22 protein-coding genes are annotated in these 23917 nt (G+C 60.4%); 12 read left to right on the top strand and 10 right to left on the bottom strand.

Features of this window, described 5'->3' with window-relative positions; all coding sequences use genetic code 11:
- The first annotated feature begins 75 nt into the window (after positions 1 to 75).
- On the top strand, positions 76 to 1317 hold the full coding sequence (locus AC5S26_RS16580; RefSeq protein ID WP_494186019.1) for a vWA domain-containing protein: 1242 nt from the start codon (positions 76 to 78) through the stop codon (positions 1315 to 1317).
- Positions 1318 to 1385: 68 nt separating this feature from the next.
- Here the strand turns inward: AC5S26_RS16580 and AC5S26_RS16575 are convergent, their stop codons facing one another.
- Positions 1386 to 2465, bottom strand: a complete 1080-nt coding sequence (locus AC5S26_RS16575) for a M23 family metallopeptidase (RefSeq protein WP_494186018.1) — start codon at positions 2463 to 2465, stop codon at positions 1386 to 1388.
- 259 nt (positions 2466 to 2724) lie between these two features.
- Between AC5S26_RS16575 and thiL the strand changes: the two genes are divergently transcribed.
- The 3 genes from thiL (at position 2725) to AC5S26_RS16560 (ending at position 5631) form a co-directional block, all read left to right on the top strand.
- Entirely contained in the window at positions 2725 to 3750 is a 1026-nt protein-coding gene (gene thiL, locus AC5S26_RS16570; RefSeq protein ID WP_494186017.1) for a thiamine-phosphate kinase, read from the top strand.
- Between the two features lie 175 nt (positions 3751 to 3925).
- Positions 3926 to 5047 (top strand): cystathionine gamma-lyase, encoded by a 1122-nt coding sequence (locus AC5S26_RS16565; RefSeq protein WP_494186016.1) that lies wholly within the window; start codon positions 3926 to 3928, stop codon positions 5045 to 5047.
- Between the two features lie 14 nt (positions 5048 to 5061).
- Positions 5062 to 5631, top strand: a complete 570-nt coding sequence (locus AC5S26_RS16560; RefSeq protein ID WP_494186015.1) for a hypothetical protein — start codon at positions 5062 to 5064, stop codon at positions 5629 to 5631.
- On the opposite strand, the gene AC5S26_RS16555 is transcribed toward AC5S26_RS16560, so the two are convergent.
- Together AC5S26_RS16555 and rsmD are read right to left on the bottom strand one after the other, a co-directional pair.
- Positions 5628 to 6422, bottom strand: a complete 795-nt coding sequence (locus AC5S26_RS16555; RefSeq protein WP_494186014.1) for a double zinc ribbon domain-containing protein — start codon at positions 6420 to 6422, stop codon at positions 5628 to 5630. The genes AC5S26_RS16560 and AC5S26_RS16555 overlap by 4 nt on opposite strands.
- An 84-nt stretch (positions 6423 to 6506) precedes the next feature.
- Entirely contained in the window at positions 6507 to 7076 is a 570-nt protein-coding gene (gene rsmD, locus AC5S26_RS16550) for a 16S rRNA (guanine(966)-N(2))-methyltransferase RsmD (protein ID WP_494186013.1), read from the bottom strand.
- Positions 7077 to 7114: 38 nt separating this feature from the next.
- On the opposite strand from rsmD, the gene AC5S26_RS16545 reads away from it, so the two are divergent.
- Both AC5S26_RS16545 and rsmI read left to right on the top strand, forming a co-directional pair.
- Positions 7115 to 8230: a CBS domain-containing protein gene (locus AC5S26_RS16545; protein ID WP_494186012.1), complete on the top strand. Its 1116-nt coding sequence runs from the start codon at positions 7115 to 7117 to the stop codon at positions 8228 to 8230.
- Positions 8231 to 8232: 2 nt separating this feature from the next.
- A complete protein-coding gene (gene rsmI, locus AC5S26_RS16540) occupies positions 8233 to 9126 on the top strand; it encodes a 16S rRNA (cytidine(1402)-2'-O)-methyltransferase (protein ID WP_494186011.1) in 894 nt (297 codons plus the stop codon).
- Positions 9127 to 9229: 103 nt separating this feature from the next.
- Here rsmI and AC5S26_RS16535 read toward each other — a convergent pair whose 3' ends face one another.
- Positions 9230 to 9643, bottom strand: a complete 414-nt coding sequence (locus AC5S26_RS16535; protein ID WP_494186010.1) for a hypothetical protein — start codon at positions 9641 to 9643, stop codon at positions 9230 to 9232.
- 85 nt (positions 9644 to 9728) lie between these two features.
- Between AC5S26_RS16535 and AC5S26_RS16530 the strand changes: the two genes are divergently transcribed.
- The 5 genes from AC5S26_RS16530 to AC5S26_RS16510 all read left to right on the top strand — a co-directional run bounded on the left by AC5S26_RS16530 (position 9729) and on the right by AC5S26_RS16510 (position 14075).
- Positions 9729 to 10697: a PLP-dependent cysteine synthase family protein gene (locus AC5S26_RS16530; protein ID WP_494186009.1), complete on the top strand. Its 969-nt coding sequence runs from the start codon at positions 9729 to 9731 to the stop codon at positions 10695 to 10697.
- A 5-nt stretch (positions 10698 to 10702) separates the two neighbouring features.
- Positions 10703 to 11170, top strand: a complete 468-nt coding sequence (locus tag AC5S26_RS16525; RefSeq protein ID WP_494186008.1) for a M67 family metallopeptidase — start codon at positions 10703 to 10705, stop codon at positions 11168 to 11170.
- A complete protein-coding gene (locus tag AC5S26_RS16520; protein ID WP_494186007.1) occupies positions 11167 to 11487 on the top strand; it encodes a MoaD/ThiS family protein in 321 nt (106 codons plus the stop codon). The genes AC5S26_RS16525 and AC5S26_RS16520 overlap by 4 nt, the downstream gene beginning before the upstream one ends.
- Positions 11488 to 11671: 184 nt before the next feature.
- Entirely contained in the window at positions 11672 to 12898 is a 1227-nt protein-coding gene (gene moeB, locus AC5S26_RS16515; RefSeq protein ID WP_494186006.1) for a molybdopterin-synthase adenylyltransferase MoeB, read from the top strand.
- 166 nt (positions 12899 to 13064) lie between these two features.
- Entirely contained in the window at positions 13065 to 14075 is a 1011-nt protein-coding gene (locus AC5S26_RS16510) for a tagatose 1,6-diphosphate aldolase (RefSeq protein WP_494186005.1), read from the top strand.
- Positions 14076 to 14354: 279 nt separating this feature from the next.
- Here the strand turns inward: AC5S26_RS16510 and AC5S26_RS16505 are convergent, their stop codons facing one another.
- The 3 genes from AC5S26_RS16505 to AC5S26_RS16495 form a co-directional block, all read right to left on the bottom strand.
- On the bottom strand, positions 14355 to 15899 hold the full coding sequence (locus AC5S26_RS16505; RefSeq protein ID WP_494186004.1) for a SulP family inorganic anion transporter: 1545 nt from the start codon (positions 15897 to 15899) through the stop codon (positions 14355 to 14357).
- A 9-nt stretch (positions 15900 to 15908) separates the two neighbouring features.
- A complete protein-coding gene (locus tag AC5S26_RS16500; RefSeq protein WP_494186003.1) occupies positions 15909 to 16583 on the bottom strand; it encodes a carbonic anhydrase in 675 nt (224 codons plus the stop codon).
- A 162-nt stretch (positions 16584 to 16745) separates the two neighbouring features.
- Entirely contained in the window at positions 16746 to 17159 is a 414-nt protein-coding gene (locus AC5S26_RS16495) for a hypothetical protein (protein ID WP_494186002.1), read from the bottom strand.
- A gap of 145 nt (positions 17160 to 17304) precedes the next feature.
- Between AC5S26_RS16495 and AC5S26_RS16490 the strand changes: the two genes are divergently transcribed.
- Positions 17305 to 18666 carry a TraB/TrbI/VirB10 family type IV secretion system protein gene (locus tag AC5S26_RS16490; protein WP_494186001.1) on the top strand — a complete coding sequence of 454 codons (1362 nt, stop codon included), beginning with the start codon at positions 17305 to 17307 and terminating at the stop codon, positions 18664 to 18666.
- Positions 18667 to 18673: 7 nt separating this feature from the next.
- Here AC5S26_RS16490 and guaA read toward each other — a convergent pair whose 3' ends face one another.
- The 3 genes from guaA to leuS are packed head-to-tail and all read right to left on the bottom strand — an operon-like array spanning position 18674 to position 23813.
- Positions 18674 to 20233: a glutamine-hydrolyzing GMP synthase gene (gene guaA / locus AC5S26_RS16485; protein WP_494186000.1), complete on the bottom strand. Its 1560-nt coding sequence runs from the start codon at positions 20231 to 20233 to the stop codon at positions 18674 to 18676.
- Positions 20234 to 20286: 53 nt separating this feature from the next.
- A complete protein-coding gene (locus tag AC5S26_RS16480; RefSeq protein WP_494185999.1) occupies positions 20287 to 21258 on the bottom strand; it encodes a hypothetical protein in 972 nt (323 codons plus the stop codon).
- On the bottom strand, positions 21258 to 23813 hold the full coding sequence (gene leuS / locus AC5S26_RS16475; protein ID WP_494185998.1) for a leucine--tRNA ligase: 2556 nt from the start codon (positions 23811 to 23813) through the stop codon (positions 21258 to 21260). Before leuS ends, AC5S26_RS16480 begins: the two co-directional genes overlap by 1 nt.
- Positions 23814 to 23917: the final 104 nt, after the last annotated feature.

The following is a 23917-nucleotide window of genomic DNA, read 5'->3' as shown; positions in this document are numbered from 1 at the left end:
TAAACGGCAGGGTCTACACTCTAATCAGAATCAGGATCAGGAGTCGCATCGTCCCGGCCTGGAGGGTCCCCATCGATGAAACGCGTCCGCTATACAAAATTCACCGGCGACCTCTCCTCAAGCTTTGGCCTCGAAGATCTTATGCAGGCCCTGTCGGACTTCCTGCTCGACTCCGGCTTCAACGATCCTTACTCCAACTTCAACGAGTTCAGCGATCAGACTCTTGAGAACCTGCGCGATGCTATCCGACAGGCGCTCGAGTCGGGCGAGCTCTTCGATGAAGAGGCACAGGAAAAGTACGACACGCTTCCGGAAGATCAGGTCGAAGAGTTGATCGACAAGATCATTCAGAAGATGCAGGAACAGAACTTCATCAACGCCGAGGCTCCTCAGCAGGGTCAAGGCGACTTCGGCGAAGGCAACGAAAACGCCCGCTTCGAGGTCACCGACAAAGGCATGGATTTCCTCGGCTACAAGGCTTTGCGCGACCTGCTGGGACCGCTTGGGAAATCAAACTTCGGGCGACACGATACGCGTCACGAAGCCGCGGGTGTCGAAATCAACGGCTCGTCTAAACTCTACGAATTTGGCGACACATTCAATCTCGATGTCACCGCAACCTTCTCCAGCGTCTTTGCCCGTGAGGGCATCCGCACCGCCGTCGAAGGGGAAGAGCATACGCCGCTCAACGTCGAGTACTCCGACCTTCACGTCCACCAGTCCGACTACCAATCTTCCTGCGCCACCGTCGTTCTGCTCGACTGCTCCCACTCCATGATCCTTTACGGCGAGGACCGCTTCACTCCGGCCAAGCGCGTTGCCATGGCTCTGGCACACCTTATCCGCACGCAGTTCCCGGGCGACACGCTGAACCTCGTCCTCTTCCATGACACCGCCGAAGAGATTCCGGTCTCGCAGCTCTCGCGTGTCAAAGTAGGCCCGCACTACACCAACACCAAAGATGGCCTTCGCCTCGCACAGCGAATCCTGGCCAAGCAGAACAAGGACATGAAGCAGATCGTCATGATTACCGACGGCAAACCCTCGGCGCTCTCGCTGCCCGACGGTCGCATTTACAAGAACGCCTTCGGCCTGGATCCGCTTGTCATCGAAGAGACTCTGGAAGAGGTTGCGCGATGCAAACGTGCCGGCATCATGATCAACACCTTCATGCTTGCCAACGACTTCGCGCTCATGCAGTTCGTCCAGAAGGTCAGCGCGATGTGCCGGGGCAAGGCCTACTTCACCACGCCCCAGACGCTCGGCAACTACCTCTTGATGGACTTCATGTCACGCCGTATGAAGACAGTCCATTAGAGTCCTTGCACAAAAAGAAAAGAGAGGCGAACTTCGCCTCTCTTTTCGCTTATTCAATACTTTCGCTTTTATCTGTCCAGCCCGGCTGCTTTAGCCGGACCTACCGGAACCGATGCCGCCGGCGCCGGAGCAGCCTCGCCACCCAGCTCCGCCAACGTCATTCGCAGATACTTGTGCGGATTCACCGGGGTATTCCGAATACGAACCTCGTAGTGGACATGCGGCCCGGTTACGCGGCCGCTGTGGCCCACATAACCGATCACCTCTCCACGTGTCACCGTCTGCCCCGCCATTACAGCGAAGCCCGACATGTGCCCGTAAAGCGTCTCCACGCCATGGCCGTGATCGATCGTAACCTCGCGCCCATAGCCATTTTCCACCTGGGCCGACTTCACCACACCGTCTGCCGTCGCCCGGATCGGGGTTCCATTCACCGCCGAGATGTCGAGTCCCTTGTGGAACTCGCCCTCGCCGTTGCCCAGGACAGGGTCTTCCCGCTGCCCAAAGCTGCTCGTAATCGGTCCCATCACCGGCCATAGCGTCGGGGCAAAGGCAGAAGCCTCCTGATCCAGCGGAGAAAGTCCGCCGAACAGGCTCGATGCCACACCATAGCCTGGACGATTCATTGAGCCTAAAGAGCGCGTCGCCGCACCGCTCAACGCCTGGTTCCGTAAAGAGTAAAACGCATCCACCGACTTGTAGTAGCCATCGTTCGTTAGGCTGGCGGTTTCGGTCAGCGGAGCATTTGCAACTGCCTCGGCCACTGCTTCGGCGTGCCGATGTCCTGCTTTACCCGTCATCCTGCCCATCGGGATAGCTAGCTTGCTCGCCGTAAGCCCATAGAGCGCTGAGACTTCGCTCGCCAGCGATCCCAGCGAGGCTGCCTGGATGTCCTTCTCATGCGCCGCCTCTTCCAGATGGGCATAATCCTTCTGCAGGGCGTTGTGGTCCTGGCGTAGTTGATTGAAGCGAGCCGTCTTGATCAGCATCCGCGAATACGAACCCGCCAACCCGGTGATCGTAAACATGCCAATCACTGCCGCGGCAACGAAGAGGTAAGCGTAGTGCAATGGCACTGGAACCTTGTTCAGGCTGCCATCCTCATCGCGACTCACGAACATGATGTAGTAGCGCTTCTTAAGCTTCAATCTACGACCCGGGCTCAGAATATGGCCGCCAAACGGCGACACGGAGAGTTAGCAACCCACAATCCCGGCAAGCAAATCAAATTCACTAATCGGCATTTCGGAATCACAGACTCTCTTGAGCGTCCTATCGAGGGTAACAAACGGGGGATTACCATGCAACCAATTACCCCCGGATAACGTCTGAAGCTGCAAAAGTTTGCGCATCGCCAACTTTTTGAACTTCCCGCCCCACTTGGCACGCACGCTATTCTCTTTCAAGATGCCCCGCCAAGCTCACAAACCCATCGGCGAACTCGCGTTGATTGAGCAGATCCGTCGAACGTTTTCCACAGGGACCGACCGCAGCCGCACGGTCGCCCTTGGTATTGGCGACGATTGCGCCATTCTTCGCCCTCCCTCCGGACACGAGATTCTGGTCACTACCGACTTCAGCCTGGAGAACCGGCACTTCCGCCGCAATCTCCATCCTTCCCCTTCAGTCGGGCATCGCTGCCTTGCCCGCGGTCTCAGCGACCTTGCAGCTATGGGAGCTACGCCGATAGCAGCCTTCCTCTCCCTGGCTCTTCCCCCCGATCTGCTCCACAGCCGAAAAGGAAGAAGCTGGATCGACGGCTTCTTCGCCGGACTTCGCTCGCTCGCCCAACAACATCGCACCCCTCTCGCTGGAGGCGATACCTCGGAATCTCCTGCTGATCTCATCCTGGCCGACATCATTCTCATCGGCTCCGCCCCTCGAGGGCGCTCCCTTCGCCGCTCTGGAGCCCGTCCTGGCGATGCTCTCTATGTCACCGGCGCGCTTGGCGGGGCCCACGCCGAGTTGTCCGCACTGCTAGCCGCAAATCGCCCATCACGCGCTACCTCCTCGCAACACCATCCGCATCTCTTCCCTCAACCCCGGCTCGCCATCGGCTCTACTCTTCTTCGCCGCCGCCTTGCCTCTGCCTGCATCGATCTCAGCGACGGCCTCTCCACCGACCTCACTCACCTCTGCGAAGCCTCACGCGTCCGAGCCGAAATCGACGGCGGCTCTATCCCCTTTCACCCGCTTACGCATCCTCTCCCCCCTGAAGACGCGCTTCACGCCGCCCTCCATGGAGGCGAGGACTACGAGCTTCTCTTCACTGCACCCTCTGCCACACGCATTCCTCGTCAGATCGCGGGCGTCCCCATTACCCGCATCGGCACACTTCATCGCACTCGTCCGGGAAAGCCGCTCGTCTCTCTCCATCACCCCGGCAAAGGCTCTTCGAAGTTGAAGCCCGCTGGCTGGCAGCACTTCTCCTGATTCGCCACTCCACAACATCCCGCAATCCGCCCGAAGCATAGCCATCCCGCAGCCTGTCATCTCGACCGGAGCGCGCAGCGCGGAGCGGAGAGATCTGCTTCTCTACCAACACATCCTGCGAGCATCGACGATCCCAAGTCTGCTTCACGCCAGCACATCCCAATACAATCAATCCATGCGCGAAGCGACCAAGATCATCCGCTCCACTCTCACTCGAGCCGCGGCCGGTGAGCCTCTCCATCCCGGCCCCGTCTTTGCGGCTCCCTATCACGCGCCCGGAGACCCTTCTTCGATTCCCTACACTTACGCGCGCTCGCACAATCCCACTTGGACCCATCTTGAAAAAGCTATTGCTCAGATGGAATCTGCCGAAGGCTACCGCGCCTCCGCCCTCGTCTTCGCCTCCGGCATGGCCGCCTGTACTGCCGTCTTCGGAGCCTTCCTACGCCCCGGCGATGTCGTCGTGCTCCCTTCCAATGCCTACTTCGCCGCCCGCGTCTTAGCACAGGAATACTTCGCCCAGATGGGCGTTCAAATCCGTCTCGCATCAACGGCGAACAACGCCCAGGCCGAACACCTCGAAGGCGCAAGACTCCTCTGGATTGAGACTCCCAGCAACCCAACTATGGACGTCTGCGACATCGCCGCGCTCTCCGAGGCCGCCCATCGCGTCGGAGCCCTTGTAGCGGTCGACAACACCACCCCTACACCGCTCGGCCAGCTTCCGCTCGCACTTGGAGCCGACCTCTCCGTCGCCTCCGACACCAAGGCTATGACCGGCCACAGCGACATCCTGGTCGGCCACGTCGCCGTTCGCGACCTTGAACTGCGCCAGAAGATCGACCAGTGGCGCACGCTCACCGGCGGCGTCCTCGGGCCCATGGAGGCCTGGCTCGCGCTCCGCTCTATCGCCACGCTTCCGCTGCGTCTCGAACGCTCCTGCCAGAACGCCCAGCGCATCGCCGAGTTCCTCTCTAGGCGCTCCGAAGTGGAACAGGTTCTCTACCCCGGCCTGCTCTCTCATCCCGGCCATGCCATCGCAAAACAGCAGATGCGCTACTTCGGTCCTGTCCTCAGCTTCATCTTGCGCGATAAGACAGCGGCTGAGACCTTTCTTGCGAAATCGAAGCTCCTCACCGATGCGACCAGCTTTGGCGGCGTCACCTCATCCGCCGAGCGTCGCGCTCGCTGGGGAGGCGACAAGATCGCCGAAGGATTCATCCGCCTCAGCGCCGGCTGCGAAGACATCGACGACCTACTCGAAGACCTCGCCCAGGCTCTCGACGCAACCCATTAACTACTGACTTAACTATGGAAAGCAGCTTCCTGCACAACTGGACCGCCGAGATCCTCAAGACGCCTCCGCTGATCGCCCCGGCGCGCCAATTCACCTATCCACAACAGATCGCCGGTGAAGAAGATGCTCTGGCCCGCGGCGCGTTTCTGCTCATGGTCCACCCCCCCGCAGGAGGCACCTTTCTCGCAACCTGCGCCCTGGGCTTCACCGATCCCTCTGTGCCCACGGGTCTGTTCTCCTGCCCCAACCCTGACGAGCTCTGCTCTGTCGCCGGAGGCTATGCCTATATCGTTGACACGCTGCAACCCGATCGCTCGACCCACATACCCCAGAAGCCAGTGGTCGAGGTCCTTCCCATCCCCTCGCATCACCTTCTCGTCTTTGCAGGCTTCCATACTCTCTTTGCCTGGGGAGCCAACGGAGAAGCCTGGCAAACGTCGCGTCTGAGCTGGGAGGGAATACGCATCACCGGCGTTGAAGGCGACACCCTTCAGGGAACCGGCTGGAACCTCCTCACCGACAAGGAAGTCCCCTTCTCCGTCGATCTCTCCACCGGCAAACACGAGGGCGGAGCCTTCTCCTAGGAAAGCTTCTTCCCGCAGTCTTCGCAGAATCGGGCAGAAGGCGGAGAGACATGTCCACACCCTGCGCAGGTTTTGGGAGCAGCTACAGCCGCTCCGCAACCAGCGCAGAACTTGCCCCCCGTAAGCGTAGCTCCGCAATCTGTGCAGTGCGAGGATGCGGAGATGTTGGCAGTCGGGGTGGTCTGCCCGACGGAGGACACGGCAATCGAAGGCTGGACAGGCACGGTTTGCCAGCCATCCCCCGATGGACTTTGCGCTTGCAGCTGTGGAGGTGGAGCCTGAGAACCGGGACTGATCCGAACCTGGGCATCGGGGTTCATGTCGATCTCAGAGACATAGTCGGTCCCCAAAGCCTTCTCGCGGAGCTGTTCCTGGGTGGCGCTGATCTGTGCCTGGGTGCGCATGGAGATCACCTCCTGCTCATACTTTGGAGTGCAACCTGTGCACTGAGCGGCACTCTCGTTCCAGCAGATCTCGGCGCAGACCCACTTGCCGCAGCGCTGACAACGGCGGAACTTCTGTTTGACCTCGGTAACAGCCGTCTGCAGGGCACGGTCATGGGCAGGGCCGCCGATCGCTCGCTGAATGTCATAAGCGGTATTGCCTGCCGAGCCAAGGAGACCCCCGAAGATGCTGCCTGCCGCCTCAAGAAGGCCGCCAGCGGCGCCAATCATCGAGGGAGCAAAGGAAGACATGTAGCCGCTATAGCAATGGTCACAATGAAACTCGAACTGATAGCCACGGTCGGTGGAGTGGTCAGAGTAGTTGCGGACAAACTCGATCATCGCCATTTTCGGTTTTACAGCCTCCAGATAAGGGTCGTGTGTTTTCGTTCATTCTCTCAGAAGTCCAGAAATTTACTGTGGTTACCAGCGTCATCTCTCCGGCTTCACCGCAAAAAAGCTCAACGCCGCATCTCCCTGCTTCAGCACCCGCACTCGCTCCAGCGAACCGTACTGCTCAGCCAGGTCCAGCTTGCTCCGATGCTCCGCGATCACACGAGCATCCTCGGCCAGCACGCCAGATCCTCGCCTCCCAAGGAACTCCAGCGTGCGCGAGTACTCCTCCTCTGCCTCATACGGCGGATCAAGAAACACCAGATCCACCTTTTCATCCCGGCGCACAAGGTCTTCAAGCAGGACCGCCGCTCCTCGTCCTTCAAGCACATAGCCGTCCGCAATCTTCAATGCGGCAAGATTCTCTCGGATCGCCTTCACCGCGGCCGGCACTCGCTCGGCGAACCAGACGAACTCCGCATTGCGGCTGATCGCCTCGATCCCCACCGCCCCCGAACCCGCGTACAGGTCCACAAACCGCGCTCCAGCGATCCGTAGAGCGATCACGTTGAACAGCGTCTCCCTCAGCCGGTCACTGGTGGGCCGTGTCTTCATTCCTTTGGGAGCAGCCAACGGCCGCGACCGAAATTTTCCTGCAATAACGCGCATCTCACTCCTGCACAAAGCCAGCGCATACAATGATAAGCATGCGCGCGTGGTCCTTCTCGATCGGCAGGCTTCTTGGAGTGGAGATACGTATCCACACCTTCTTCCTTCTGCTGCTCGGCCTGTCCATCAGCTACTCGTCCGTCTCCGGGTCCACCGGGGCTCGCGGCTTTGCGCTCTGGATGGTTCTGCTGCTCGCGGTTATCGTTCGCGAGATCGCCCGCGCCATCGCCGCCGCCTGGTACAACCTCGGCCTCCGCACCATTCTGCTTTTGCCCACCGGGGGCCTGCAGCAGTACGCCACCAACGAGGCCACCGAGCGGGCCGCGACCCCATCAATCGGCAAGCGCCTTGGCCTCGTCGGGCCACTCGCCAATCTCTTCTTCGGCCTCTTTCTTGGCGCCGTCGTCCTCACCGTCGCTCCCGAGATCAATCTGCTGGAGCGCCCCTGGCTTACCCCGTCGCATCTGCTTCGAGCCGTTGTCTGGATCAATCTTTTGCTCGCCGCCATCAACCTGCTTCCCGCCGCCCCGCTCGACGGAGGCCGCATCTTCCGCGGCGAGTTCTCACGCAGCCACGGCGTGCTCAAAGGAAGTCGCGCCGCGATCGGCCTCGGGCAGGTCATCGGCATCCTGCTCGCCATCGCCGGCTGCGTTCTGCCCAATATGTGGCTCCTCATGATCGGCGGCTTCGTCTTCATCGGCGCCCACATGGATGACTCAAACACCATATTGAACTCCGAAAACGACCCTCTGGTGATGCGCGACGTCATGCTGACCGACTACAGCACCCTCTCCGCCTCCGACACCCTGGAGGAGGCGCTGCAACGATCCGTCCATACTCTGCAGGATGTCTTCCCGGTCGTGCGCGGCAACAATCTCGTGGGCGCCATCTCTCGCCAGGGTATCGTCGAAGCTCTCCAGGCCGAGGGCAACGGCTATGTCCAGGGCCTGATGACCCGCTCCTTCCAGATCGCCCAGTCGGATGACTCGCTCGTAAAGACGCTGCGCCGCATCATGGCAGGACAGGGTGCGCAACTCGTCCCCATCCTCGAAGGCAATCGCATCGTCGGCATCATCACGCCACAGAACCTCGCTCACTCCATGGGCCTGCTCAACGCCCGCCGCCGCCTGCGTCAGCAGGAATCCACCGACTAGCGATGTCCTCCTCCGACCGCGAATCTCTGGCCTCCGGTAACAACCCACCCCTGGCCCCCGGCCTTTACCTCGTCGCCACTCCCATCGGCAATCTCGAGGACATCACCCTCCGCGCCCTGCGTGTTCTTCGCTCCTCCGACCGCATCGCCTGCGAGGACACCCGCCAGACCCAGAAACTCCTGAACCACTTCGGCATATCCACCCCCACGGTCAGCTACCACCTCCACAATGAAGGCCCCCGCGCCGAAGAACTTGTAGCGCAGTTGAAACAGGGCGCGCGCATCGCCGTCGTCTCGGACGCCGGAACCCCGGGCATCGCCGACCCTGGCCATGAACTCGTCACCGCCGCCATCGCCGCCGGAATCCCCGTGTACCCCATCCCCGGAGCCAATGCGGCCATCAGCGCTTTGATCGCCGGCGGCCTCTCAACCGAACACTTCACCTTCCATGGCTTCCTTCCGGCCAAAGAGGGGCAACGGCGCACCGCTCTCGAACAGCTCCCGCGGGACCACGCCACGCACATCTTCTACGAAGCCCCACACCGCATTCTCGATACCCTCGCCGACCTCGAAGCCACCTTCGGGGTGACGCAGCCTGTCGTCATCGGACGCGAGCTCACCAAGCTGCACGAAGAATTCCTTCGCGGCGCCGTAAGCGACCTGCGCTCTCAGTTGGCCGCGCGCCCCTCCATCCGCGGCGAGATGGTGCTTCTCTTCTCTCCCTCGCAGGGCGAATCCTCAGCCGCAACCCGCAGCATCGCCGCCGAAGTCGCCGCGCTCATGCAATCCGAATCCTTGTCAGAGAAAGACGCACTCAAGCGAGTAGCCCGGGAACGAGGCATCGGCAAAAGCGAAGCCTACCGTGAGCTGCAACGTGAACAGAACCGTCTGCGCTGATCCGTAAGCTCGTCATTCCGAGCGAAGCCGGGGAATCCCTGTATTTCGCCTGTGACACCGAATATCTCACAGGAAACCAAAAGGTCGAGGCGAAGATAGCCTGCTACTTCCGACCCTTCACCCGGTCGTACTGGTACACGTCGCTGGTCGTCCCCAGAGACTCGTTATAGAGACTCGTCGCCCCCATCGCCTTTTTCAGCTCTTCGCTGAACTCGTGCAGCGAGCGCAGATGATCCGCCGTAGCAGGAACCTCCAGCTTGCTCGTTTTGAAGAACTTCTGGTAGCCGCGATCCAGCAGACGCGCGATCTCGCCGTTCAGCAGGATTCCCGGCCGCGCAAGAATCTCCGGGCTTCCGTCTGGCGCCGCCGCGATCTCCGCCGCGCACCCGTACTTCCTCACCTGAAATGCGTTCGGGGTACGCTTTGCACCATCCTGGGCCGGAGCTACATCAAATCGTTGACTGCCAAGGACGGAGAGAACATCGTTGAAGCTGCGCCGCGGGGACTTTTTCGCCATAAGTGCCATCATTTAGACTCGAAGTTAACTGTCGCATATCCGCGGACATGCTTCAATCTGCGATTGCGCAACGCACTGGGAAACCATGATCACAACCGTTAAACCGTTTGGCTCGACCATCCTCGAACGCATCGGCAATACGCCGCTGATCCGCCTCGATGGCCTTACCGCGCACCTCGGTGAGGCAGCTTCAGGCATCCAGATCCTCGGCAAGGCCGAGTGGGCCAACCCCGGTGGATCCGTCAAGGACCGGGCCGCTTCGGCCATCGTCGCCGACGCTCTCGAGCGCGGCCTCATCGGTGGCGCGCGCGGCTCAGAAGAGACAAAGGGACTTCTCGACGCCACCAGCGGCAATACCGGCATCGCCTATGCCATGCTCGGTGCTGCACTCGGCTTCCCGGTCACGCTCTGCATGCCGTCCAACGTCTCCCCCGAGCGCAAGAAATATCTCGCCGCCTACGGGGCCAACATCGTCTGGACCAACCCCGCCGACGGCTCCGACGGCGCCATCCGCAAGGCCCGCGAGCTCGCCGCCGCAGAGCCCGAGCGCTACTTCTATGCTGACCAGTACTCCAACGACGAGAACTGGCGCTCCCATTACCGCACGACCGCCAACGAGATCTGGCAGCAGACCGAAGGCCAGCTCACCCACTTCGTCGCCGGCCTCGGAACCTCGGGAACCTTCATGGGGACCACGCGCCGCCTCAAGGAGCTGAACCCCGCCATTCGCTGCGTATCCATGCAGCCCGACTCCGCCTTCAACGGCCTCGAGGGCCTCAAGCATATGGCGACAGCCATCGTTCCCCGCATCTACGATCCCGCCCTCGCCGATGCCAACATCGACATGGACACTGAGGTCGCCTACCGCACCGCCCGCACCTTGGGACGCAAACACGGCTTGCTCGTCGGCATCTCGGCTGCGGGAGCTGTAGCGGCCGCAGTTCAGGTGGCCGAGCAGGAGGCCCGCGCAGGCCGCGAAGCCATCATCGTCACAATCCTGCCCGACTCAGCAGAGAAATACATGAGCGATCGCTTCTGGCAGGAACAGGACTAAGACACATGCTGCATATCCACTACAACGACTACGAAGTCCTCCGCGCTCACGGCGAAGAGACGTACCCGCACGAATGCTGCGGCGTGCTCCTCGGCAAATCCACCTCCGAGGGCAATCACGTCCATCAGATCGTGCGCGCCGGAAACACCCGCACCGATTCCGCGCACAACCGCTACAACATCGCCCCGCAGGAGCTGGTTAAAATCCAGCGCCAGGCCCGAGGCCTCGGCCTCGACATCGTGGGCTTCTACCACTCCCACCCCGACCATCCCGCGCAGTGGTCCCCCACGGACTTCGCTGAGGCCCACTGGATCGGCTGCTCCTACATCATCACCGCGGTCGAAAAAGGCAAGGCCGCCATCACCAATTCCTTCCTTCTCACCGGAACCGGCGAGGAAGACAAGAAGTTTGAAGATCAGGCCGTAGAGATCGACGTGGCCGAACAAATCTCCCAACAGAAAGGTCAGGCATGAACATTCACATCCCAACGCCGCTCCGGACGTACACCGGCGGAGCTGAGACGGTCGCCGTTCCCGGCGGCACTGTCGCAGAGGTCTTCACCGAGCTCACCTCGCAGTTTCCCGAGCTGAAGCAGCAGCTCTTCACCACCGAGGGCAAGCTCCGCTCCTTCGTCAACGTCTACCTCAACGACGAAGACCTCCGCTACCTTCCCTCCAAGGAAGCCACCACCGTTGCCACGACCGACGAACTTACCATCATCCCCTCCATCGCCGGCGGCGCCTGCAGCTCGCGCGAAGATCTTTGTTGTAGCTGTTGTCCCCTCCTCTAGCCTCTCCTTTCCCGCAAAAAATTAGAGTCGTCATTCCGAGCGAAGCCGAGGAATCCCTGTATTTCTTTGCAGGAAGCCAGTAGCGGCAATCCCTCCAGCACCAACGACTTCCCGGCAGGTCAGGGCTCTGAGCCCTTTCCACCCGCGAAAGCATCTAGAATTAAGGCAACACCGAAGGAAAGCCATGCCAACAGCCACTCTCGAAGAAGCCGTCCAGCTCCCTAAACTCTCCAACGAAGAGATCGCCCGCTACTCCCGCCACCTCATCCTTCCCGAGGTCGGCATGGAGGGCCAGCAGAAGCTCAAGGCCGCGAAGGTTCTCTGCGTCGGAACCGGGGGCCTCGGCGCTCCGCTCGCGCTCTATCTCGCCGCAGCCGGAGTCGGCACCATTGGCCTCATCGACTTCGACGTGGTCGACGAGTCCAACCTGCAGCGCCAGATCATCCACTCGCAATCCACCGTCGGCATGCTCAAGGTGGACTCCGCCGAGCAGATGCTCAAGGGCCTCAACAAGAACGTCAACGTCATCAAGCACAACACGATGTTGACCTCGGCCAACGCGCTCGAAATTCTCAAGGACTACGACGTCATCGCCGACGGAACCGACAACTTCCAGACTCGCTACCTCGTCAACGATGCCTGCGTCCTGCTCAAGAAGCCAAACGCCTACGCCTCCATCTTCCGCTTCGAAGGCCAGGCCAGCGTCTTCGGCACCGAGCAAGGCCCATGCTATCGTTGCCTCTATCCCGAGCCGCCACCGCCTGGCCTCGTTCCCTCCTGCGCGGAAGGTGGAGTCCTCGGAATTCTTCCAGGCCTGCTCGGCGTCATTCAGGCTACGGAGACGATCAAGCTCATCCTCGGGCTAGGAGAGCCGCTGATCGGCCGCCTGCTTCTCGTCGATGCGCTCGGCATGAACTTCCGCACCCTCAAGCTGCGCAAGAATCCCGACTGCCCGGTCTGCGGTACGCATCCCACCGTCACCGAGCTGATCGACTACGACCAGTTCTGCGGCATCGAGAAGCCCACCTCCGTCGGCCCGCTCGAGATCTCCCGCGATAAGGCCGTCGTCGATGCGCCTGTTGTCGAGGGCATCCCGCAGATCACCGTCGAAACCCTCAAGAAGAAGCTGGACGCGAAGGAAAACATCTTCGTCCTCGACGTGCGCGAGCCTCACGAATATCCCATCGCGAACCTCGGAGCTCCGCTGATTCCTGTTGGCACCATCGAGTCGCGCCTCTCGGAGATCGCTGAGCACAAGAACGACGAAGTCATCGTTCACTGCCGTTCGGGCGCCCGCAGCCAGAAGGCCGCGCTCGCCCTCAAGGCCGCGGGCTTCACCAACGTCTTCAACCTCAGCGGAGGCATCCTCGCATGGGCCGACAAGATCGACCCCTCGATGCCGAAGTACTAAACTCACAGTATGCTTCATCAAAAAACCGGACCTCAGGGTCCGGTTTTTTAGTCGGTCAGTCTAACCATGGATTTACGGGGAAGAGTCTAACGAGCGCCTTGAGCCAGATCTTAACCTCGCTGTGTAAAATGGCCCTCTAAGATCTAAATTCAGGAGAATAAGAGCAATGTCGAAGCTGACCCCAGGGAAACTCGCCGGACTTAAAGCTGTATCCGACTCGCGTGGCGTCATCGCCGCCGCCGCCATGGACCAGCGCGGCTCGCTTCAGAAATCCCTCGCCAAAGAGCGTGGCGCCGCTGCCAACGCGCACGATCTCGAAGAGTTCAAGCTCAACGTGACTGAGGTCCTCACCCGTCACGCCTCCGCCATCCTCCTCGACCCCGAGTACGGCCTTCCCGCCTCCAAGGAGCGCAACAACGCCGGCCTCCTGCTCGCCTACGAGAAGACCGGCTACGACGCCGCCACCCCCGGCCGCCTCCCTGACCTCCTCGACGTCTGGAGCGTACGCCGCCTCAAGGAGGCTGGAGCCGACTGCATCAAGATCCTGCTCTACTACTCGCCCTTTGAAAAGACCGCCGTCAACGACCTCAAACATGCCTGGATCGAGCGCATCGGCGACGAGTGCCTAGCCGAAGATATCCCCTTCTTCGCCGAGTTCGTCGGTTACGACACCGAGGGCGGCGACGAGAAGTCCCTCGCCTACGCGAAAAAGAAACCCGAGGTCGTCTCCGGGTCCATGGCCGAGTTCGGCAAGGCCCGCTACAACATCGATGTCCTCAAGGTCGAAGTTCCCGTTGAGATGTCCTTCGTCGAAGGCACCAAGGCCTTCAAGGGCGAAAAAGCCTACACCCGCGCCGAGGCCCTGCAGCACTTCCGCGATGCCGAGACCATGAGCCACAAGCCCTTCATCTATCTCTCCGCAGGCGTCTCCAACCCCGTCTTCATCGAAACCCTCGAGCTGGCCGGGGAGTCCGGAACCAAGTTCAACGGCGTGCTCTGCGGCCGCGCCACCTGGAAGGAAGGCATTCCCATCTACGCCAAGCAGGGCACGAAGGCCTTCCGCGACTGGCTCGAGACCACCGGAGTCGAGAACATCCACAACGTCAACAAGGCTCTCGAAGCCGCAAGCCCCTGGTACCTGAAGTTCGGAGCCAAGAGCCTCGAAGAACTCGGATAGCATCGCGTATAGCAATTGCCGTCATTCCGAGCGAAGCCGAGGAATCCCCTGTATTTCGCTCGCACCGGCGAAGAACTCCAACGAAAGCAAATACAGTCTTTTCGCAGTAGACGAAATATAAAAGCGGCGGACCCATCAAGGGTCCGCCGCTCTTTTATTTTTACTTGGACTACATTTGCATCGTCTGTAAAGCTACTGCTCTCGTACAACCTCGAAAACTTGTAAAAAAAAGAGCGGGGCCGACGGGATTGCAGCCCCGCTCCTGCGAAAAATCAATCTCTAGCTCAGGGTCTCGCTCACACGCGCGCGATACCGCAAATGGAGCCTGTTCATGTCGACATAGACAACCTGTCCGTTTTGTTCGAGACGCTCCGTCCAGTTTTCGATCACCTCAATGCAGGCATGATCGATATAGCGGAGATGAGCACAGTGAACATGGACAGCGCCTTCAGGCTTCACCTTGTCCAGCGCATGGGTGATCTTCGGGATCGAGATAAACGTCCCTATTCCGGAGAAGTGCACATGCGTATCGCCGCCCTCTTCAACGACGCGAGCCTCAAGGTGCGTAACCGTGTACAGCAGCCGAAGCAACGACAGTGCCACGCCAGTCATCACGCCGGTCAGCAGATCGGTTGCAACGATCGTGATCATCGAGGCGAAATAGATCACCACCGGAGCTTTTCCAAAGCGCGCCAGCTTCCTCACCTCCGCCGGTTTCACCAGCTTGATGCCGACAAAGATCAGCACCGCCGCGAGGCTGGCGGTAGGAATCATGCGCAGCACCGAAGCAAGGGCAAGCACCGAAATCAGCAGCCACATCCCGTGCAGGATCGCTGAACGCCTCGTCTCCGCGCCCGCCTGCACATTGGTCGAGCTGCGAACGATCACGCCGGTCATAGGCAGCGCGCCAAGAAATCCGCACAGCATGTTGCCGACACCCTGCGCGGTCAGTTCGCGATCGTAATTCGTCTTCCAGCGCGTCTGCATCTGCTCGACCGCAGCCGCCGAGAGCAACGTCTCCGCGCTCGCGATAAAGGCCACGGCAAGCGCTGTTCCAGCGATCGACGAAAGAGACATTCCCTCAAGCGAGCTCAGGTGCGGCATCGAAATCATCTGGACCAGGTTCTCAGGAACCTTGATGCGGTTTACGCCGAGATGAAAGATCTGCGCTATCGCCGTCGCCGCCCCAATTCCAAGCAGCGCACCCGGAACTAATTTCATCTTCGTCGGGCGGAACTTCTCCCACAAAATCATGACGGCCAACGTCACCAGCCCGACCAGCGCCGCGGCCTCCTCCTTGCTTCCGTTCAGAGGGAACAGGCCGCCGAAGATGGCGTCCCACATCCCGACGATATTGGCCGGTCCGCTGTGTTTCGGAGATCGATCGAGCACCACATGAAACTGCTGGATGACGATCAATACACCGATTCCGGCCAGCATCCCGTGGATGACCTCCGGGGAAATTGCCCGGAACCAGCGACCCGCTTTAAGCAGGCCAGCCACCAGCTGAATTGCTCCAGCGATCATCAACAGCGGCCCCAGTGAAGCGATGCCATGCTCGCGAACAAGCTCGAAGACGATGACCGCAAGGCCCGCGGCTGGGCCGCTGACCTGCAAGGGCTGCCCGGCGAGAAATCCCACTACCAGACCACCGACGATTCCCGTAACCAGGCCCGCCGCTGGAGGCAGCCCCGAAGCCAGCGCGATGCCCATGCAAAGCGGCAAAGCAACCAGAAAGACCACAAGCGACGCGGAAAGATCCCGCATGAGCGCCCCGCTCCCGGCTGCCGTTTCTTTCGCGACATGGTGAAGTTGAGTTGGCATGAAATCTCCTTATGCGATCTTTTGTTGGCGGCCAGGCGGGATGGCTGCGGCCTGTTCTTCTGACAGAAGCGAGCGGAAGCAGCCCTGCTCGGAATCGAACTGCCGAATTCCGCCAGTGCCGATGTCATAGACCCAGCCATGGATCTGGACCGTCTTCTTCTTCAAGGCCTCGTCCACCGTCGGATGAGCCCGTAGATTCTGCAACTGTACGATCACATTTGCCTCGGTCAGTAGCCTCAGCTTCTCCTCGAACGAAAGCGATGTTGCATCTTTCAGCAGCCGGGTCAGCCACTTTGAAGAGGGTCCCGCATGCTGGAGGTAAGACCGAACTGCAGGCAGAGCTTCGATCTTCTCGCTCTCAAGAATGCCCTTCATCGCTCCGCAATCGGAGTGACCGCATACGATCAAATCGGGAATCTTGAGGACGCGAACGGCATACTCGATCGTCGCCGCGATCCCGCTCGCCGTCTCCGTGGGCGGAGGAACCAGATTGCCGACACTGCGGCATGGAAACAGCGTCCCGGGATCGCACTGCATCACCATCTCGGGAACGACACGAGAGTCGGAGCAGCAGATAAACAGCGCCTGAGGCTGTTGTCCCTTCGACAGCTTCTCAAAAAGTACGGATTGCTGCGGAAATACGTTGGATCGAAAACGTGCGTAACCATCAATCAATTGCTGCATACACCTCTCCGTAGACAAAGCTGCCGACAGGCGCTATGCCTTTGAATCGCGAAAACAGAGACACCTCGGCGACGAAGAGATCATCCAGACAGGAGATTTCCGCCATGCAGATCCTTTAGCGACAAACAGGATCAGCGCCGGATGAAGTTGTGCGAGGGAGATTTATGCAGTTGGAGGAGCGCGACCCAGTCCGGGTGCGCGCGGTGCGCTACCGAGAGCCAGTACGTTTTCCCGTGCCAGCAGCTCTATGCTTTCTTCAGGAACAGGCAGCGTGAACGCAACTGGAGCCGCTGCGACTCCATGACCCAGGGAGGATCCACCCTGCAAGGCCGTGATGGCCTGACTATCGGAAGGATGAACCACGACTGCATGCTCGACCACGGCATCGACCGATGCCACCAGTCCAGCACGCGCACCCGACCGGCGCGAACCATGCGCCGGAATATGCGAATAATTAATTCGCGTATGGGGAACGGCCTTTTGGCCATGCAGGGCGCCCAGAAAACACAACAAGTTCAAACCGGCGAAAATGGCGCCGAAGAGCAACTTGTTCGAGATGTGTTTCTGTCGATTCATAAGCGATCTTAGTCTGGAGTCTACAGATATCGACGCAGAAGTCAACCCGAGGTCATCAGAAATGTGACGAAAACAGAGATCTTGTTCCGCTTTTTAATAACCTGGAAACAGCAGCCAGTGGGTCAAAGCGACCAAGACCTTCAGTGTGGCTTCACTTTCCATCGTTACTCTCTGCTCGATGGCCCCAGCATCTCCAAGACGCCTGAGACACTCCAGTAAGCTTCTCCTTCTCGCAGCCCTGCTCTCAGCACCCGTCGCCCTTTGCCAGACACCGGCAGTGACGATACCAGCCGGCACGCCTCTGCCCGTCAGCATCGACAACCATCTCCCCATGCGTGTCGGTCAGCGGATTACTGCCCATCTCATCTATCCCGTCTATGTCGACAACGCTCTCGTTCTGCCGGAGAAGACAGTGGTAACCGGAGCCATTACGAAGCTTCGCTCCAACAAATCCGAACGCAACAATGCCCGCCTCAGCGGCGACTTCACTTCCTTCCATATCCCTGCGGTCGATTTCACCAGCATTACGCTTCCCGATGGCAGATCGATTGTCATGACCGCCAGCACGGCGACGGACGGCGCCCCCATCTATCGCCTCGTCACTCCTCCGCCACGCAAGGGAGGATTCTTCCGCCAGCAATACGACGCAGGCATGCAGATCCTCCACGATCAGGTGAGCGTGATCACCGCTCCCCACAAGGGCGACCGCCTTCTCCAGCTCTTCTATCACCAGCTTCCCTACCATCCCGAACGAGTGGAAAGCGGCACTGCATGGACCATCGAGACGCTGAAGCCGGTCTCGATCCCGCCACAACTCGCCCTGCAGCTCCCAACTCCCAACACCACTTCACAGGCGTCCGACGAAGCGGAGCAGAGCTGGACCATTCAGGCTTATCTTGGCGAAGGCCTGACCTCGGCAACCGCAAAGGTCGGTCAGCCGGTCAAGGCAACGGTATCCGAGCCGATCTACAATCCTGACCACACCATCGCCGTGCCGCAGGGAGCAACGCTAGTCGGCGCCGTAACCAAGGTAAAGCCGGCCCGCTCCTTCGCCCGCGCCGGAGCGCTTGGCTTCAACTTCGATCAATTGATTCTGCCTGACGGACATCAGCAGAGCGTGCAGACCGCTCTCACTGGAGTCGACTCCACTTCTACAGCCAATCTCCAGATGGACTCCGAGGGAAAGGTGAAGCCCAAACCCCAGGACAAGCTTGTCGTGCCGCTCATCCTCGCCTTTCTCGCCACCCGTCCGCTCGATGAAGACCGGGACTTTCAGGGTGGAAGAAACTTCGTGGGAGCAAACGGCTTCGGCCTGGTCGGCAACATCATTGGATGGGCAGGCGGTTCGAGCAACATCGCCGCCGGCATCGGAGCCTATGGCACCGCCCTCTCCCTTTATCGACGCTGGATCGCAAGCGGCCACCAGGTCGCATTTCCCCGCGACAGCCGCATCGTTCTCCAGACAACGGTCCGCAAATCCAGCGTCCTGAAACCGGTCCCCCGCTAGGAACCTTCTACTCCCACTCGATCGTGCCCGGCGGCTTCGAGGTGATGTCGTAGACCACGCGGTTGATCCCGCGCACCTCGCTCACAATGCGGCTTGAGATCGTCCGCAGCACCTCATACGGCAACGGAGCCCAGTCCGCCGTCATCCCGTCTTCGCTCTCGACTGCACGGATCGCGCAGGTGTAGGCATAGGTCCTCTGGTCGCCCATCACGCCTACGCTCTTCACCGGCAGCAACACCGCAAAGCTCTGCCACACCTTGCGATAAAGTCCTGCCGCTTTAATCTCCGTGACGACGATCTCGTCGGCCTCTTGCAACAGCGCAACGCGATCCGCCGTCACCTCGCCAAGAATACGAACCGCCAGGCCTGGCCCCGGGAACGGCTGGCGCTCCAGAATCTCCTCCGGCATCCCCAGATCACGACCGATGCGGCGAACCTCATCCTTGAACAGGTCGCGCAGCGGCTCAATCAGCTTCAGCTTCATGTTCTCGGGCAAGCCGCCTACATTGTGGTGACTCTTGATCGTGTGCGACGGGCCATGCACACTCGACGACTCAATCACATCCGGATACAACGTTCCCTGCACCAGCCACGCAATCTCTTCGCCCGCGCTCTTCTCGGCCTCAAAGATCGTCGTCGCCTCATCGTCGAAGACCGCGATGAACTCGTTGCCGATGATCTTCCGCTTCTTCTCCGGATCGGTCACGCCTGCCAGCTTCGTCAGGAAGCGCTCTCCCGCATCGACTGCAATCACGTTCAGCCCCAGCCCCTCGCGCATCGTCTTCTGCACTTTGCTGAACTCATCCTTGCGCAGCACGCCGTTGTTCACGAAGATGCAGGTCAGCCGGTCGCCAATGGCACGCGCTACCAGTACAGCTGCAACCGAAGAATCCACGCCTCCGCTCAACCCGCAGATAGCATGCCCCTCGCCAACCTGTGCGCGAATCTTCTCCACTGTCGCCTGGATGAAGTGCTCCGGAGTCCAATCCTGTTTAGCGCCGCAGATGTTGAGACAGAAGTTCTTCAGCAACTCCATACCCTGCCGCGTGTGCGCGACCTCGGGATGAAACTGCACCGCCCAGATCTTGCGCGACTCATCCGCGATTCCGGCGACGGCATTCGAGGTCTTCGCCGTCAGGTGAAATCCCTCAGGCAGAGACTTCGCCTCATCGCCATGCGACATCCAGACGTCCAGCGTCTGCGGCAATCCATGGAACAGGGCCGTCTCCGCAACCAGATTCACCTGGGCATGGCCGTACTCGCGCGCAGGTGCGGACTCCACCTTGCCGCCGAGATGATGCGTGATGAACTGCAATCCGTAGCAGATGCCCAGCACCGGCGCGCCCATGGAGAGGATGGCCGGATCGGCCGCAGGAGCGTCTGCATCGTAGACGGAGCAGGGGCCGCCGGAAAGAATCAGCCCCTTCGGATTCAGCGCACGAATCTCATCCAGAGACACGGTACAGGGCAAGACCACCGAAAAGACGTTGAACTCGCGAATGCGGCGCGCGATCAGCTGGGTATATTGCGATCCAAAATCCAGGATGACGATCGTAGAGGTGTCCACATCTCTAGTGTAAATCGCGTCAGATCCAAATGATCCCTGAGGATCGCAGGAGCCTAGGCTCGCCGCTCCTGGACCGCAGAAGCTGGCTCGTAGGCGCGCCAAAGCTTGAGATAGGCAACGGCACGGGCGACGTGAAAGAAATCGGAGGCCATAAAGTAGGCGATAGCCACGATCACCCACCACACATTCAAAAAGGCCGTTGTGGCGATGCTTTCAAACGGCAACGGAGTGGCCGAAAAGACCATCGCCAACACCAGCAGCGCAACTTTGACAATCCCCATCACCAGATTCAGCTCAACCAGCTTGCTCCTGAGCGGCCCCAACCTGAGAGCCGCGGAAAGACTCGGCACCACGCCCTGGTTGCGAAGCATCGCCAGCAGTGGCGCAATGCTAAGGAACCAGCTGATCACCGCCCACAGGGCGAACACCCCCAACGTCGAGACGATCGCGAACGCAAAGTAGGTAACCAGGTTGGGGTCTGCCCCGCGAGCCAGAGGTCCTGTCACTGTATCGGCCGCCGCCCCTCGGAGGCATAAGAGCCACAAGATAAAAGCCCCACCCAGTGCAAGGACACGGATGAGCTGCAGCACCATCATGGTCCACGGCCTCGCATGTAGCTCTCTGTCCGCGCGGCGCAACACGATCGTCCTTCCCAGGGAAGACCACACCACCCATGCAATCAGCAGGACAGGCACCAGCCAAATGGCCTCGCGGTTGACGGGTGGCAACAGAACCGCCATCGCTGCGGCCAGCGTCTGGGCGGCATCCAGGGGCCTCGTCACCGTCATCGCCTGCAAGGCATTTAGGTCCAGCGAGGTCTCGGACAGAATGCGCTTCGCCACATGCCCCAGCAACAGCAGGGCCGGTACCCCGTAGGTCCAGCGCCACAGAATCTCAAGAGCCGTCAGCGAAGGCCGCGACCAGCACTCCGACAGCGTTCGAACAAAGGATTGGGTTCCGCGGACAGACCCGTCCGCAGCAGAAACCAGATCTCCCCGATCCCGATCCAGTCCTACTCGATCCATTACTTCACCACGAGATTAACGAGTTTGCCCGGAACCACAATCACCTTCACCACCGTCTTCCCTTCAATGCGCGCCTTCACCTTTTCGTCATCCAGCGCTGCCGCTTTGATCTCCGCCTCGCTGCTGCCTGCGGGAACCTTGACCACGTTCACAAGCTTGCCGTTCACCTGGACCGGAATCTCGATCTCATCCTCGCGTGCAAGCTCTTCATCCGCCGCCGGCCACGCCGTCCTGAAGACGACACCCTCGCCGCCAATCTGCTCCCAAAGCTCCGCTGCGAAAAACGGAGCAAACGGCGCCAGCATCAGCACCAGGTTGCGAACGATCTCGCCTACGGCCGCAGGAGATGCCTGTTCCGCATCGATGGCGGCCTCGGTCGCGACAATCTCATTCACCAGGGACATGATGGCCGCAATGGACGTGTTGAAGTGCCAGCGCCCACTGAAGTCGAGCGTGATCTTCGCAAGGGTCTGATGCAGCTTGCGCAGCAGCACCTGGTCGGTCTCGGTGCGGCTGGCCAGCCGCGGCCTTCCCGCATCCCGTGTAAGCTCGGCGTACTTCGAGGTCAACCGGTACACACGTCCCAGAAACCGGCTGATTCCGGCAACCCCTTCTTCCTGCCACTCCAGATCACGGTCCGGCGGCGCGGCGAACAGCGCATACATCCTCGTCGCGTCCGCGCCATAGCGCGCAATCATGTCGTCGGGCGAGACCACGTTGCCCTTGGACTTCGACATCTTCGCGCCGTCCTTGATCACCATCCCCTGCGTAAATAAACGCTCCGCAGGCTCGTCGTTGTGGATCATGCCAAGGTCGCGCATCACCTTCGTCCAGAAGCGCGAGTAGATCAGGTGCAGAATCGCGTGCTCGACTCCGCCGATGTACTGATCGATCGGGAACCAGTAGTTCGCCTTGTCGCTCTCGAACGGAGCAGTATCGCTCTTCGCGTCCGTGTAGCGATAGAAATACCAGCTCGAATCCACGAAGGTATCCATCGTATCGGTCTCGCGCCGAGCCGGACCTCCGCACACCGGGCACGTCGTATTCAGGAACTCGGCAACCTTCCCCAGCGGGGATCCGCCCTCCTGCGTAATCTCAACCTGCGGCGGCAGCAGCACCGGCAGCGCACTCTCCGGCAACGCAACCACGCCGCCCGGCTCGACGCCCGGATGCCCCTTCTCGCAATACACCATCGGGATCGGGGTGCCCCAGTAACGCTGGCGGCTCACGCCCCAGTCCTTCAGCCGGTAGGTCACAGTCGCAGAGCCGAAGCCATTCTTCTCCGCAAACGCAGCCATCTTCTGCTGAGCTTCAGCGCAGCTCAGCCCATCCCACTCGCGCGAGTTGATCAGAACCCCATCGTCCTCCGTCGTAAACGGAAGCTCCGGCTGATCGCCGCCTTCCTTCGTGGCGATCACGCGGCGCACAGCCAGCCCATACTTCTGCGCGAACTCGAAGTCCCTCTCATCGTGCGCCGGAACGCTCATGATCGCGCCGGTTCCGTAGTCGGCCAGGATGTAGTTCCCCACCCAGATCGGCACACGCTCGTCATTGAACGGATTCACCGCAAACCGCCCGGTATTCACGCCATGCTTCTCAATCGCGCCGAAGTCGTCCGCCTCGCGAGCCTTCTTCTGCTCTTCCAGCAACGCCTCAATCTTCTCCGCCAGCGCCGGATCCTCGGCAGCAAAAGCCTTCGCCACCGCGTGCTCCGGAGCAAGCTGCACCGAAGTAGCGCCGTAGATCGTATCCACCCGCGTCGTGAAGACAGTAATCTTCGCGCAGCCTGGCTCCTTCACGTCCCCATCCACCGCAAAGTCCACCAACGCGCCTTCACTGCGGCCAATCCAGTTGCGCTGCATCGTGCGCACCTTCTCCGGCCAGCCCTCCAGCTTTTCCAGTCCATCCAGCAACTCATCGGCGTACTTCGTAATGCGCAGGAACCACTGCGTCAGGTCGCGCAGCTCGACGATCGTGTCTTCATGGCGCCAGCAGCGCCCATTGATCACCTGTTCGTTCGCCAACACCGTCTGGCAGTCCGGGCACCAGTTCACCTTGCTCTTCTTCCGGTAGGCCAGCCCCTTCTCGAACATCTTCACGAAGAACCACTGGTTCCACCGGTAGTAGTCCGGCAGGCAGGTCGTCACCTCGGTCGACCAGTCGTAGCTCAACCCCATGCGCCGCATCTGCTGCTTCATCGCCGCAATGTTCTTCAGCGTCCACTCCCGTGGCGGAGTGTTGTTTTTCAGAGCCGCGTTTTCCGCCGGCAGGCCAAAGGCGTCCCATCCCATCGGGTGCAGCACGTTATGTCCGCGCATCCACATGTAGCGCGCCAGCGCATCGCCGATCGCATAGTTCCGCACGTGGCCCATGTGCAGCTGGCCGCTGGGATAGGGCAGCATCTCCAGGCAATAGAACTTCGGCTTGCCCGAATCGTGGCCCTCCGCCGCATAAAGCGCCGGATCGGCGTCCCACCGAGCCTGCCACTTCGGCTCGATCTCCGCCGGGTTATACCGCGCCTGCTGTTCTGCCTCGTTCTTCTCGATCTCTGACATATCCTTTGATTGTAAATATCCAGACGGAAAATCCCGCATAGGGGAAGGAAGGCCGCCTCTCTTCCCTACCCGGCGCATCAACCATTACCATGGCCCCGTTCTGT

It is taken from the genome of Edaphobacter sp. FHG110511_03 (assembly GCF_059115365.1).
This window is presented reverse-complemented; position numbering and strand designations above follow the sequence as displayed.